This is a genomic window from Edaphosphingomonas fennica, assembly GCF_003034225.1.
GTDB classification, from domain to species: Bacteria; Pseudomonadota; Alphaproteobacteria; order Sphingomonadales; family Sphingomonadaceae; genus Sphingomonas_E; species Sphingomonas_E fennica.
In genome coordinates this window covers 98,287-111,028 of record NZ_PHHF01000049.1, presented here as the reverse complement: position 1 = coordinate 111,028, position 12,742 = coordinate 98,287, and the positions used below count along the sequence as shown (strand labels likewise).

Annotated in this window: 18 protein-coding genes; 11 read left to right on the top strand and 7 right to left on the bottom strand. The window is 69.2% G+C overall.

What is annotated here, in order from left to right; genetic code table 11:
* Positions 1–45: 45 nt before the first annotated feature.
* On the top strand, positions 46–663 hold the full coding sequence (locus CV103_RS12470; protein WP_015457674.1) for a TetR/AcrR family transcriptional regulator: 618 nt from the start codon (positions 46–48) through the stop codon (positions 661–663).
* Between the two features lie 115 nt (positions 664–778).
* Positions 779–1,396 carry a YbjN domain-containing protein gene (locus CV103_RS12465; RefSeq protein WP_107395106.1) on the top strand — a complete coding sequence of 206 codons (618 nt, stop codon included), beginning with the start codon at positions 779–781 and terminating at the stop codon, positions 1,394–1,396.
* Positions 1,397–1,415: 19 nt separating this feature from the next.
* Here CV103_RS12465 and CV103_RS12460 read toward each other — a convergent pair whose 3' ends face one another.
* Positions 1,416–1,613 (bottom strand): hypothetical protein, encoded by a 198-nt coding sequence (locus CV103_RS12460; protein ID WP_015457676.1) that lies wholly within the window; start codon positions 1,611–1,613, stop codon positions 1,416–1,418.
* A 5-nt stretch (positions 1,614–1,618) separates the two neighbouring features.
* Positions 1,619–1,789 (bottom strand): hypothetical protein, encoded by a 171-nt coding sequence (locus CV103_RS22455; protein ID WP_170112628.1) that lies wholly within the window; start codon positions 1,787–1,789, stop codon positions 1,619–1,621.
* 183 nt (positions 1,790–1,972) lie between these two features.
* On the opposite strand from CV103_RS22455, the gene CV103_RS12455 reads away from it, so the two are divergent.
* The 3 genes from CV103_RS12455 to CV103_RS22450 all read left to right on the top strand — a co-directional run bounded on the left by CV103_RS12455 (position 1,973) and on the right by CV103_RS22450 (position 3,443).
* Positions 1,973–2,614 (top strand): hypothetical protein, encoded by a 642-nt coding sequence (locus tag CV103_RS12455; protein ID WP_015457677.1) that lies wholly within the window; start codon positions 1,973–1,975, stop codon positions 2,612–2,614.
* A gap of 114 nt (positions 2,615–2,728) precedes the next feature.
* Entirely contained in the window at positions 2,729–2,935 is a 207-nt protein-coding gene (locus tag CV103_RS12450; RefSeq protein WP_015457678.1) for a cold-shock protein, read from the top strand.
* A gap of 364 nt (positions 2,936–3,299) precedes the next feature.
* Positions 3,300–3,443 (top strand): hypothetical protein, encoded by a 144-nt coding sequence (locus tag CV103_RS22450; protein WP_170112627.1) that lies wholly within the window; start codon positions 3,300–3,302, stop codon positions 3,441–3,443.
* 34 nt (positions 3,444–3,477) lie between these two features.
* Here the strand turns inward: CV103_RS22450 and CV103_RS12445 are convergent, their stop codons facing one another.
* The 5 genes from CV103_RS12445 to CV103_RS12425 form a co-directional block, all read right to left on the bottom strand.
* On the bottom strand, positions 3,478–4,272 hold the full coding sequence (locus CV103_RS12445) for an SDR family NAD(P)-dependent oxidoreductase (RefSeq protein WP_107395105.1): 795 nt from the start codon (positions 4,270–4,272) through the stop codon (positions 3,478–3,480).
* A gap of 65 nt (positions 4,273–4,337) precedes the next feature.
* Complete coding sequence (locus tag CV103_RS12440; protein WP_107395104.1) at positions 4,338–5,192, bottom strand: helix-turn-helix domain-containing protein; 855 nt, start codon at positions 5,190–5,192, stop codon at positions 4,338–4,340.
* Between the two features lie 8 nt (positions 5,193–5,200).
* On the bottom strand, positions 5,201–5,632 hold the full coding sequence (locus CV103_RS12435) for a nuclear transport factor 2 family protein (RefSeq protein WP_015457681.1): 432 nt from the start codon (positions 5,630–5,632) through the stop codon (positions 5,201–5,203).
* Positions 5,633–5,739: 107 nt separating this feature from the next.
* Positions 5,740–6,570 (bottom strand): acyl-CoA thioesterase, encoded by an 831-nt coding sequence (locus CV103_RS12430; protein WP_015457682.1) that lies wholly within the window; start codon positions 6,568–6,570, stop codon positions 5,740–5,742.
* A 6-nt stretch (positions 6,571–6,576) separates the two neighbouring features.
* Positions 6,577–8,139, bottom strand: a complete 1,563-nt coding sequence (locus tag CV103_RS12425) for a FadD3 family acyl-CoA ligase (RefSeq protein ID WP_107395143.1) — start codon at positions 8,137–8,139, stop codon at positions 6,577–6,579.
* A gap of 140 nt (positions 8,140–8,279) precedes the next feature.
* Between CV103_RS12425 and CV103_RS12420 the strand changes: the two genes are divergently transcribed.
* The 6 genes from CV103_RS12420 (at position 8,280) to CV103_RS12395 (ending at position 12,741) form a co-directional block, all read left to right on the top strand.
* Complete coding sequence (locus CV103_RS12420; RefSeq protein WP_107395103.1) at positions 8,280–9,050, top strand: SDR family oxidoreductase; 771 nt, start codon at positions 8,280–8,282, stop codon at positions 9,048–9,050.
* A complete protein-coding gene (locus CV103_RS12415; protein WP_107395102.1) occupies positions 9,043–9,534 on the top strand; it encodes a VOC family protein in 492 nt (163 codons plus the stop codon). The genes CV103_RS12420 and CV103_RS12415 overlap by 8 nt, the downstream gene beginning before the upstream one ends.
* 106 nt (positions 9,535–9,640) lie before the next feature.
* Positions 9,641–10,654: a DUF7064 domain-containing protein gene (locus CV103_RS12410; protein ID WP_107395101.1), complete on the top strand. Its 1,014-nt coding sequence runs from the start codon at positions 9,641–9,643 to the stop codon at positions 10,652–10,654.
* Complete coding sequence (locus CV103_RS12405) at positions 10,635–11,663, top strand: phosphotransferase family protein (protein WP_107395100.1); 1,029 nt, start codon at positions 10,635–10,637, stop codon at positions 11,661–11,663. The genes CV103_RS12410 and CV103_RS12405 overlap by 20 nt, the downstream gene beginning before the upstream one ends.
* Entirely contained in the window at positions 11,663–11,977 is a 315-nt protein-coding gene (locus CV103_RS12400; protein ID WP_070934408.1) for a DUF6285 domain-containing protein, read from the top strand. The genes CV103_RS12405 and CV103_RS12400 overlap by 1 nt, the downstream gene beginning before the upstream one ends.
* A complete protein-coding gene (locus tag CV103_RS12395; RefSeq protein WP_107395099.1) occupies positions 11,974–12,741 on the top strand; it encodes an enoyl-CoA hydratase/isomerase family protein in 768 nt (255 codons plus the stop codon). Before CV103_RS12400 ends, CV103_RS12395 begins: the two co-directional genes overlap by 4 nt.
* Position 12,742: the final 1 nt, after the last annotated feature.

The following is a 12,742-nucleotide window of genomic DNA, read 5'->3' as shown; positions in this document are numbered from 1 at the left end:
GCGCCGAGGTGGCGGCGGCCGGGCGGCGGCGATAGGGAGCGGCGGATGAGCCAGCCCTCCCCCGCCGCCGATCCCGGCCGGCCCCGCCGCGGCCGTCCGCGCAACCCGGAAACGGATGCCGCGATCCTGGCGGCCGCGCGCCACATCCTGGCCACGCGCGGCTTCGACGCGCTCAGCATCGAGGCAGTGGCCCAGGCGACCGGCATCTCCCGCGTCTCCATCTACCGCCGCTGGGCGAGCAAGGCGCACCTCACCAGCGAGATCGCCAATGGCGGCGAGGGGCGGTTGCCCGACGTGATCGCCGAGCAGGGCGTGGAGGCGGAGATCCGCGCCCTCGTGCGCCAGCTTTACGATCGCTATGCCGAACCCGCCATCGGCGCGGCGGCGATCGGCATGATCGTATCCTACCAGCGCGAGCCCTCGCTCCGGGAGGAGCTGCACAGCCCGCTCGAATCCGATGCCCGCGCCCAGCTCCGCTCCATCGTCGCGCGCGGCAAGGCGCTGGATCTGGTGCGCGAGGAGGTGGATGCCGACGCCCTGTTCGACATCGCCGTCGGCACCACGCTGTTCCGCCTGCTCGTCAGCACCGAGGCGCCGGGCGCGTCCACCGCGGATGCGATCGCCGATATCGTGCTGAAAGGCGTGGCAAAAGCGCCGGCCTGAACCGCCCGCCCCAAGGCCCCGCCGCGCCGCCCTTCCGCACCGCGCCGTCGCGGCCATCTTGACGCCATCGCCAACTCGTCCATTCTGCCAAAAAAGGCCATAGGAGAGGGCCGGCATGAAGGCGAAACGCAGCTTTCCCCACGGGAGCGCGACTGCTCTGGCGCTGGCGCTTGCCGGCATCACGGCGATGACGGCGGCGACATCTCCGGCGGCGGCCACGGCGCGGCTTCCCGAAAATCCCGGCGCGGCCCCCGCCGTGCTGCACGGCGACGATATCGACGGCTTCACCGCCGTCCTGCAGGATGCGGGATACAAGGCGCGCATCCGCACGCGGGAGGACGGGCAGCGCTATATCGACAGCGCCGCCGGCGGGGTGAGCTTCACCGTGAACTTCACCGAGTGCGAGGGCGCCAAGGGCTGCCGAGGCATCCGCTTCCTCGCCTGGCTGACCCGCCCGCCCACGCTGGATGCCAAGGCGGTGAACGAGTGGAACGAAGGCTATCGCATGGCCCGCGCCGCGATCGACGCCGACGACGATCTCGTCCTCGATTATTATATCTCGCTGGTCGGCGGGGTCAGCGCGGCGAACTTCCTCGACAGCTTCGACTGGTGGACCACGCTGGTCGGCGATTTCCGGGGCTTCGTGGAGGATAAGGGCACCAAGGCCCTCGAACCCACCAAGCCCGACACCCGCCGCGATTTCAGCGCCACGGAGCATGGCGGCACGGGCTGATCGCCTCGCCGCCGGAAACCTAGCCGATCTCCAGAAAGCGGAGATTGTTGGTCAGGCGTTCCACCCTGCAACTATCCCCGGCATCGATCGCGTCGGCGATCGAACCCCAGGCGGCCGCGCTGTTCCTGCACCGCATCCGCGTTTCGTGATGGGCGGCGGCCAGGGCTTCCCGAGCCGCGCGCGAGGCCCAGGCCCGATAGTCGATCCGGCAGGTCATGAGCGTCAATCTTGCTTGCGCGGCGGCGACGGGGCCTCGGCCATGCGGCGGGCATGATAGGCGGCGGCAAGCTGTTCATGGGCGATGCGGGCGCTGGAATGGGTAGCGTCGCGGGCGGCCGTGATCGAGATTTTCTCACGCGAAAGCAGATAGTCCGACAGGCTCGGGACGGTCATGATGCGACTCCTCGGGCAAGCGGGAGCGCGCATTTGTCTCTCAGTCGTCGGATGCCTGCTGGGACTCGGGCCGGCGATGATCCCTGATATACCCTTTGGGGGTAAGACGCGAATCCGCGTAGGGGCGAGGGGCGTCGCGGCAGGGCCGTGGCGATGCCCGCTTTCGCGGGGCCTGGGGGTAGCTTGTTCATCGACAGCCAGAGTTCACGCCTGACATCGGCCCTGGCGACCCTAAGGCGCGGCGCGGCCTTCTTCGGGGACGGGCTGCGCACGGCGAAGGGCGGCGGCGCGCGGAGCCCGGTTTCCTTGCCTCCCGGTTCGGTGGGCGTGGCGGGCCGCTGCGACCATAAGGTGATCGGCAACGGCCTGCGCGAGCTGGACCGGTTCCTGAGCGTGCTGATCGACGAGGTGGCGGGCGCCCTGCCGCCGCGCCACGTCGACACCGGCAGCCTCGCCCGGCAGCGCAACACCCCCAACAAGCTGCGCGCCCTCCATACCGCCATGGGCCGGCCCAGCCCGGATCATGATCGCCTGCGCGCGATCGGCCGGTCCCGCGATTGCCTGTTCTATTGCGACGGCATCGTCACGCGCAGCGACAGGCGGCATGGCGGGACGATGACGGTGGGCTGGCCCTGCGGGGAACATGCCGGCGGCCTCGGCAGAAGCATCGCGATCGGCGAAAGGCTGGTCGTCACGCCCGCAAACCTCGTCTGGATTTCCGCCTTCTACGATCGTCTGGCCATGGATCTGGTGGCGGCAAGTTCCGGCCGGCCGGGGGCCTTGGTTGATATGGACGCCGATTTGGCCTATATGCAGTCCTGCTAACGTCGCCTGCGACGGAACTTGAAGCCCGAGAGGCTGATTCTTCCTTATCTCGCTACCTGGCTCCGCCGGCATGTCGCCGGTGGGATCACTGTGTTTTCGCGAAAGGAAAACATCATGCCAATCGGCACCGTAAAATTCTTCAACGCCGACAAGGGCTATGGCTTCATCGCCCCCGAGGACGGCTCGGGCGACAGCTTCGTCCACATCACCGCGGTCGAGCGCGCCGGCATGGCGACGCTCAACAAGGACCAGCGGCTGAGCTACGAACTGGAAACCGACCGGCGCGGCAAGCAGTCGGCCGTCAACCTCCAGCCGGCCTGAACGCCGGGCGGAGCGATCCGCCGGCCTTGACGGACGCTGCGTGATTTCGGGCCGGACGGATCAACCCGCCGGCCCGCAAATCGCGGAGCGATGAAGGACAGGCTGGTCCCGATCCGGTTCAGACCGGACGGGGACCGGCCCTTCCCGATGGACGACCGGCAACCGGCCGCAAGGCTGGCCCGGTCGACGCCGGGATGGCGGACGGAAAGCGGCATCGCCACGACCGGCCCGCCCGCGCGCGATCCCCCGATCGCCGCCCCATGCGCCCGCAGGCGCACCCATGATGCGGCGAAACCGTCGCCGCCTTCCCCCAATCGAACAATTTGCGCGGACGATCCGCGCCCAGGAATTTATGCAATCCGATATGATTCACCCGTCGGCCATTCCGGCCGGCAACCAGCCGATGGCGCCCGCATTCCCGATGGAACATCCCCGGATGGCGGCCCGCAAGTCGGCCCATCTCAGCCGGCGCGAACTGCGCCGGATCGTCGCCGATATCCTCGGCTGACACCGACGCGAGGCCGCCCCGGCCGCCTGCCGGATCAATCCCCGGCGAAGATGTCGGGGACCCAGGCGACGCCGTTGATATGGGCGCCGCCGTCCACGAACAGCGTGTTGCCCGTCAGATAGCGGGCATCCTCCCCCACCAGGAACAGCACGACGCCGCCGATGTCCCGTTCGGGATCACCCATGCGGTGCATCGGGTTGGCGCGCGCGGCCCCGGCGGCGACCTCCGGCTGATATTGCGCGAACTGGCGGAAGGCGGACGAGATCGCCGCCGGGCAGATGATGTTCGCGCAGATGCCGAAGGGCGCCCATTCCCGCGCCGCCGACCGCGTCAACGCACGGAGCGCTTCCTTGCCGACATTGTAATCGGCCGTGCCCATATGGGCGTTCACGCCGTTCAGCGACGCGACGTTGACGATCCGGCCCCAGCCCTGTTCGCGCATGGCGGGATAGGCCGCCGTCATCGACCATTTCGCCGCCATCAGGTTGATGTCCAGCGAGGCGCGGAAGCGATCGTCGTCGAGATTTTCGATGCGGTCCGGCACGCCGCCGCGATAGGCGTTGTTGACGAGGATGTGGATGCCGCCGAAGCGGCCGATCGCCTCCGCCACCGCGCCTTCCATTTCCTCCCGGCGGGTCACGTCGCAGCGGACGAATGCGGCCGTCCCGCCGGCGGCACGCACTTCCGCCTCGGCCGCGCGGCCCTTTTCGGCATCGAATTCCGCGATCACCACGGCGGCACCGGCCGCCGCCAGCCGGTTCACGATCCCCCGCCCCACGCCATCGCCGCCGCCCGTCACCAGCGCGACGCGCCCCGCCAGATCCGCCATCCCATGCTCTCCCTGCTATATGATCTTCTGAAAAAGGCGCGGCGGCCGGAATCAGGATCGGCAGGCTATCGCCGCGCGAATTCCTGCGGCGACATGCCGGTGCGGCGGCGGAAGGCGGTGGAAAAGCTGCTCGGGCTGGAAAAGCCCAGCAGATAGGCGATCTCCTTGAGCTGCCGGTCGCCGGCGCGGATCATCGCCTCGGCACGCGCCTGCCGCGCATCCTCCACCGCATCGGACAGGGTGGTGCCGGTCGAGGCCCGCCATGCGCGCGAAAGGTGGCGCGGGCTCAATCGCACCAGCGTGGCAAGCTCGCTCACCGTCGGCGGCTGGATATCCGCCTCGGCGATGCGCTCGCGCACGCGGTTGAGCTGCCAGCCCGCCAGCCCGCCGCGCGCCGGCTCATCCTCCTCGCCCAGCCGGCCGAGGCCGCGCGCCAGGTCCACCGCCAGCAGCGTCGTCAGGCCGTCCAGCAGGAAGGCGCTCGCCATGCCCGGCCGCGCCAGCTCGTCGGCGATGCGGCGCATCGCGCCCGCCACCTCGGGCTGGCGCACGTCCAGCAGCGCGCGCTGCACATGCGGATCGGCGGGATCGATATCCAGGTCCGGCCCCTCGCCGCCGCCGGGCGCGCGATCCCGGAACATCACGCGCAGGAAGCTCTGGTCGCCGCCCAGCCCGCGCGTTTCCAGCCGGGTCCCGGCGGGATGGAACAATATGTCGCCCATCGGCAGGAAATCGGCGCGGGGCGCGGCGTAACGCCCTTCCTTGTGGCCGTGCGGCGGCGCGAGGTTCAGGCTGATCGTCGGCGCCGCCTCGCACAATGTCAGCTCGAAGGGCGTCGGCCAGTGGATGCGGCACAGGTCGATCGCGGCGGTCGCCGTATCCGCATGGGCTGCGATCTTCCAGTCGGCGTCCACCGCCATCGCTCTCCTCAGTCGACGACCTTGCGGTTGGTCTCGCCCCAATAGGCGGTCATCCGCACGATCAGCCCGTCATCGTCGAATTCCATCACGTCCAGCGTCTCGATCTCGACCTTGACGGGATAGTTTACCGGCCTGGCAATATAGGCGGCCGCGCCATAACGTCCAACCACGCGCACCGCGCCATCCAGCGTCAGCAATATGCCGCCCTGCATCGCATCGAATCCCGCCTGGAAGAAGGCGCCGATCCCTGCATGGCCGTGCTTCTCGCCGGTGCCGATCGGGTCTTCGATCACCGCGTCCGGGTGGAACAGCGCCAGCACGCCCGGCAGATCGGCGGCGCCCATCCGCTCGCCATAGGTGCGCATCACGTTGCGGATATGATCGGGGCCCGGCCCCTCGGTCGGCGCCTGGATGAAATCGCTGGAACTGGCTTCGGCCATCATGCTCTCCTGTCCTGTGCGTCCCGGTCGTGCCGGGATCGTCATTCTTGTGCCGTCCCTTTCCGGCCCGCGTCAGCCATGGAGGCTGACGGATCCGGGCAATCGCTTCACCGCCCGCGCGGATCGCGCGGATGCATCAGCCCGCGCAGGATCACCGACTGGCTCGCCGTCGCCATCAGCGTGCCGTCCTCGGCGAACAGCAGCATCTCGCCATGGCCGAAGCCATCGGCGGCGCCGTGGACGCGGATTTCGCACTGCACCCAGCCGGTCGGCACGATCTGGAGGAAGCGTATGCCGTTATCCAGGCTGTTGGCGCCGAAATCGGCGGTGCCGTCTGACAGGGCGTTGCCGATCGAAGCCGGCACGAAATCGGCCATGATCGCCAGCATCGGCCGGTCGATCGCCGCGTCCGCCGCCGCGCCGGCGGGCCTGATCCAGAAGACGAGATGCCCCGCCTCCTCGACCGCGGCATCCCACCCCTTGGCGATGCGCACGTCGAGGCGCGAATACATGTCGTCGGGCGCATAGCCCCAGCGCAGCGGCATGCGCGGGCAATCCTCCGGCCGGGGCACGCGCGCCGGCTTCACGAACTGCACGCGCGGCGCATCGGGCCGGGCGCCCAGCGAAAGGCCGGCGCGCAGCACCTGGCCGTCCCGGCCTTCGGCCATCACCTGCGCCTGGCTGGTATAATGGCCCTCCACCATCGGCACGACGTGGAACTCCACCTCCGTGCCGCGCGGCGCATAAGCGAGATATTGCGCGCTCGCCCACACCACGGCGCGGCCGGTGGTCCGCTCGGCCGCCTCCACCGTCGCCCCCAGCCCGACGCCGCCGAACATGAAGGAGGTTTCGGGCGGCCCCACCGTCAGCCACGGATCGATCGCCAGCCGCCAGCGCCGGGGGCCGTCGCCGGGCACGAGGGTGAAGAAGCCGGCCATCGCCGCTCAGGCGCCCGCGGCCACGCCCCCGGCCGGGGCCGCCTCCGCCTTCACCCGGTCCTTCAGCGCGAACTTCTGCACCTTGCCCGATGCGTTGAGCGGCAGGCTTTCCACCACCTCCACGCTCCTGGGCGCCTTGTAATTGGCCATGTTGGCCTTGGCCCAGGCGCAGATCTCCGCCGGATCGGGGTGCGCGCCGGCGACGGGGATGACGAAGGCCTTGCCCACCTCGCCCATCCGCTCGTCCGGCACGCCGATCACGGCGGCGAGCGCGATATCGGGGTGCTTCTGCAGGATCTTCTCGATCTCCGCCGGATAGCAGTTGAACCCGCCGGAGATATACATGTCCTTCATCCGGTCGGTGATCATCAGCCGCCCGTCCTCGTCGAAGCGGCCGACGTCGCCGGTGTGGAGCCAGCCCTCGGCGTCGATCGCCTCGGCCGTGCCCTCCGGGTCCTCGAAATAGCCGATCATCACGTTGAAGCCGCGCACCTGCACCTCGCCCTCCTCCCCGGCGGGCAGGATGCTGCCATCGCCGTCGGCGATGCGCACCTCGATGCCGGGGATCGGCTTGCCGCACGTCCGCGCGACGACATCCGCCGGATCATGCGCGTCGGAAAGGGAGACGGTGCCGCAGGTTTCCGTCAGGCCATATCCGGTCAGCACCGTCTCGATGCCGATATCCTTGCGCATCCGTTCGATCAGCGCCGGCGGGATCGATGCGGCGCCGGTGATGGAGAGGCGCAGCGAGGACAGGTCCGCCCCGCCGATGTCGGTCGCGAGGATCGTCTGGAAGATGGCGGGCGGCCCCGGCAGCATGGTGATGCGGTGGGCGGAAACCAGGTCCACCAGCTTCGGCACGTCCAGCGTAGCCAGCGGATAGATGGTCGCGCCCGTCATCAGGCAGGGCAGCCACCCCGCCTTGTAGCCGAAGCTGTGGAAGAAGGGATTGACGATCAGGTAGCGGTCATCGTCCCGCAGCCCCACCGACTGGGTCCAGATGCGGAAGGTGCGGCACGTCTGCCCGTGGCCGCTGATAACGCCCTTGGGATCGCCGGTCGTGCCGGATGTGAACATGATGTCGCTGGGGTCTTCGGGCGTCACCGCGTCGATGCGGGCATCCGTGCCGGCATCGGGGGTGGCGGCGGCCAGGAAGGCATCCCATTCGGGGCCGAAGGTGATGACGCGCTCCAGGTGCGGCAGGTCCTCCGCCGCCAGCATCGCGCGGTAATCGTTGCCGATGAAATTATCGACGGTCAGCACCCAGCGCGCCCGCGCGCGGTTGAGGATGAAGGCCGCCTCGCCGCCCTTCAGCCGGGTGTTGAGCGGCACGACCACGCAGCCCGCCGCCTGCGCGCCCACCGCGCCCACGATCCAGTCGAGCCGGTTGGGCGCCCAGATGGCGACGCGATCGCCCTTTTCCAGCCCGGCGACGATGAAGCCGGCCGCCGCCTTGCGGATCGCTTCCCAGAGGGCGGCGAAGCTAATCGTCCGCTCGCCATCGACCACGCCGGCCTTGTCGCCGAATCGGGCCGCGGCCTCGCGCGCGACGCCGGGTATCGTCTCCATCAGCACCTCTTCCACCCTCTTCTTCGATATGCGTAGCCCCTTACGACATTCTCTACGCATATTGCCTGTTGCTTGCCGCTTCGCTTCATCTATCGTGATTCCATTGTCAACGAAACCCGGTAAGGTGGGGGGAGAAGAAATTGGCCGAGCGGCGTCTGCGCTTCGACGACAAGGTGGTGCTGGTAACGGGCGGCAGCCGCGGCATCGGCCGCGATATCGTGCAGGCCTTCGCGGATGTAGGCGCGAAGGTCGTCACCTGCGGCCGCAATCCGCCGGAAGAGCCGATTCCCGCCGCCTTCCACGCCTGCGACGTGCGCAAGGCCGATCAGGTGCAGGCGATGCTGGACGCGATCGGGGCCGAGCATGGCCATGTCGACATCGTCGTCAACAATGCCGGCGGATCGCCGCAGGTGGATGCCGCGAAGGCCAGCCCGCGCTTTTCCGAATCGATCATCGCGCTCAATCTGTTGGCGCCGCTGCATGTGAGCCGCGCCGCCTATGACTGGCTGGTCAAGGCGCCCGGCCAGGCATCCATCATCAACATCGCCAGCGTCTCGGCCATCCGCCCCTCGCCCGGCACCGCCGCCTATGCCGCCGCCAAGACCGGCCTGATCGGCCTCACCCGCAGCCTGGCGCAGGAATGGGCGCCCAAGATCCGGGTGAACGCGATCATCGCCGGGCTGATCGGCACGGAGGATGCCGCCGCCACCTACGGATCGGACGATATCCAGCAGGCGATCATCGCCAACCAGCCGATCGGCCGGCTGGGCACCGGGGAGGATATCGCATCCGCCTGCCTGTTCATGGCGTCCGACCATGCCGGCTATGTCAACGGCGCCGCGTGGGAAGTGGACGGCGGGGGCGAGGTGCCGCCCTTCTTCTCGATCCTCAAGGCCAACGGCCTTGTCTGAGGCAAAGTCCGAGGCCAACAGGCCGGCCGGCCCCCGCGCCCGCATCGCCGCGCTCAACCATGTCGGCCTCACCGTCGCCGATCTGGATCGCTCGATCGCCTTCTACACATCGATCTTCGACGTGGCGGTGCACGGCCCCTGGGACCGCACCGGCCCCGGCCTCGGCAAGGTCACGGGCTATCCCGGCTGCTCGGTGCGGCAGGCCTTCCTCGATTTCGGCCGGCGGGACCAGCTGATCGAGCTGCTGGAATATACCAATGGCGGCACGGTGGTGGACCCGGCCAACGGCAATGCCGGCGCCGCCCATTTCGCGGTGGTGGTGGAGGATGTGGACGCGCTCTACGCCGATCTTTCGGCGCGCGGCCACCGCTTCGTCTCGCCGCCGATCACCACATCGCCCAACCCGCTCTTCTGGGGCCGCGTGACCTATCTGATCGATCCCGATGGCTTCCGGGTGGAGCTTTATCAGCCGCTCGAGGCATGATCCGGGCTTGGCGGACATGCCGGGCCGCGTCTAAGATGAATATGATTCATCATGGCCGCCGTCGCGGACATGGCGGAGACAGAACATAATTACCCGAGGAAGCCTCATGAACCCCGCCGATTTCCGGCTCGACCCGGCCGACGAATATCCCCACCCCGCAGGGCCGGAGCCCAATTTCAACGAGAGCGTCTATGTGAACGCCTTCGACGACGGCACCGGCATCGGCGGCTGGATGCGGCTGGGCAACCGGGTGAATGAGGGGCGGGCCGAGCTTTCCGTCTGCCTCTACCTTCCCGACGGCCGCATCGCCGTGCAGTTCGCCCGCCCGCGCATCGCCGGCAATGACGCCTTCGATGCCGGCGGCCTCCGCTTCGACGTGGTGGAGCCGATGCGCAGGCTCGACGCGCATTATGCGGGCGAGGTGATGATCGTCACCGATCCCGATGATCTGCGCGAACCGCAAAGGCTGTTCACCTCGGCCCCGCGCTTCCCCTGCACGGTGGAATGGCAGCTCGAAACCATATCCCCCCAGCATGGCGGGGAGCCGGTGCGCGACGACGTGCCGACCATGTATGGCCGCGATTTCTCGCTCGGCCATTTCAACCAGCATACGCGCGCGACCGGCCACATCACCATCGGCGGCGAACGTTTCGCCATTTCCGGCCATGGCTGGCGCGACCATAGCTGGGGGCCGCGCTGGTGGACCAACATCGTCTGGTATCGGCTGTTCCTGGCGGCCTTCCCCGATGGCCGGGGCCTGATGATCCACCGCATCGCCGATGAAAGCGGCCGCACCCGCCGATCGGGCGTGCTGCTGGTCGACGGCGCCTATCACGAGATCACCGATTTCGACGCGATCACCGAATGGGATGCCAATCGCGATCCCGCCGCCGCGCGCATCGTCGTGCGCACGGAGACCGGCCTGACGGCGGATATCCGGGTGGAGGTGCTATCGATGGCGCCGCTGCGCAATCGGCGGGAAGAAGGCGGCCGCACGCTGCTGAGCCGCATCGCCGAGGGCCATAGCCGCTTCACCTGGGATGGCGTGACCGGATACGGCATGACCGAATATATCGAGCGCGTGGCGGAGGACGGCTCCCTTGCCGGCTACCCTCTCTGATCCCGCCCCCGCCGATCCAGCCGAGGCGCTGACCGCCGCCGTCCGCCGCCGCTTCGGCGCGGGCGCGGGGGTGGACAATATCGTCCAGGCCACGCTCGGCGGATCGAACCGCACCCTGCTGTTCGATCTGGTGGACGGCAACGCGCGCCGCCGGCTCGTCTCGCGGGAGGAAACCTTCGGCGGGGAGGCCAACCCCTTCCTGTCGCCCGCGCGGCAGTTCGCGATCATGGCCCATGTCCATGCCGCCGGCGTGCCGGTGCCGGAGCCCGTCTTCGAATATGACGCCGCCGACGCGCTCGGCCCCGGCTTCGTCACCGCCTTCGTATCGGGCGAAACCATGCCGCGCCGCCTGCTGGAGCGCCCCGATCCGGCGGGCCTGCTCCGCCAGATCGCCGCCGCCGCCGCCCGGCTGCACGCGCTGCCGGTGCCCGCCGCGGGAGGAGCGGCCGCCGGCCATCCGCTCGCCTTCCTGGGCGATATTCCCGAAAGCGGCGATCCCGTCGCCGCCATGCGGCTGCGCATCGACGCGCTCGGGGAGCCGCATCCGGCGCTGGAGCTGGGCCTGCGCTGGCTGGAAACCCATCGCCCGCCGGAACGCCCCCGCGCGCTCGTCCACGGCGATTTCCGCAACGGCAACTTCATGGTCGGCGATGCCGGGCTGGCGGCGCTGCTCGATTGGGAATGCACCCATTTCGGATCGGGCGTGGAGGATCTGGGCTGGCTCTGCACCCGATCCTGGCGCTTCGGCCAGCCGGCCCGCCATGCCGGCGGCTTCGGCACGCGCGACGAGCTGATCGCCGCTTATGCCGATGCCGGCGGCCCGCGCCTCGATGCGGAGGAGCTGCGCTGGTGGGAACGTTATGGGCTGGTGCGCTGGGCCATGTACAACATCCTCCAGGCCCACGGCTTCGAACGCGGCCGCCGATCCCCGGCCTATGCCGTCTGCGGCCGCAACACGGCGATGATGGAATATGATCTGCTGATGACGCTTTCGGGAAAATATGACTGATGCGCCACTATCGCCCTTCCACCGCCGATCTCGTCGATGTCGTCGCCGATTTCCTGAAGGGCATCGGCCCCAGGCTGGATGGCGGCGATCGCTATCAGGCGCTCGTCTGCACCCACATCCTCGCCATGGTCGAGCGCGAGCTGCGCGGCAAGCCGCTGGCGGACGAGGATGAGGCGGCGCTGGCCGCCGCGATCCGCCGGGGCGATCGCGACGGCGATTGGGATGCCGTGTTCGCCCATGTGCTCGATCGCACCATCGCCCGCGTCGCCATCGCCAAGCCCGATCATCTCGCACCGGAGCATCGCCCGTCATGACCGCCCGCATCTCGCTCGCCATCGCCGATGGCATCGCCCGGCTGAGCTTCTCCGCGCCCGAGCGCCGCAACGCGATCGACATCGCCTTCCTGCGTGAATTCGCCGCCGCCGCGCTCGACATCCAGTCCGATCCGTCCGTCCGCGTCACCCTGATGCGCGCCGACGGCCCGGTCTTCTCGGTCGGCGGCGACCTTGCCGAAATGGTGGCCGAACGGCATCGCGCCGAACGCCATGTTCTTGAAATGGCTTCCACCTTCCATCTCGGCATCGAACGGTTGCAGGCGGCCGCCGCGCCGCTGGTGGTGGCGCTGGGCGGCACGGCGGCGGGCGGCGGCTTCAGCCTCGTGCTTGGCGCCGATCTCGCCATCGCCGGGCGCTCCGCGAAGCTCGTCTCCGCCTATCTCAAGTCCGGCCTCACCCCCGATGGCGGCGCAAGCTGGTTCCTCCCCCGCCTCGTCGGCCGGCAGAAGGCGTTCGAGATCATGGCGCTGAGCCCTGTGCTGTCTGCGGAGGAGGCGCTGGCGCTGGGCCTCGTCGCACGCGTCGTCGCCGATGACGCGCTGGCGGCCGAGGCGGATCGCGTCGCCGCCACGCTCGCGGCGCTGCCGGGCGATGCGCTCGCCGTGCTCAAGCGCCAGCTTCACGCCAGCCCCGGCAACGGCCTGGCCGATCAGCTTGCGATCGAGGCCGGCGGCATCGCGCGCGCGGCCGGCCAGCCGGCGGTGCAGGCCGCGCTCGACGCCTTCTTCGCCAAGGCCGGCTAGG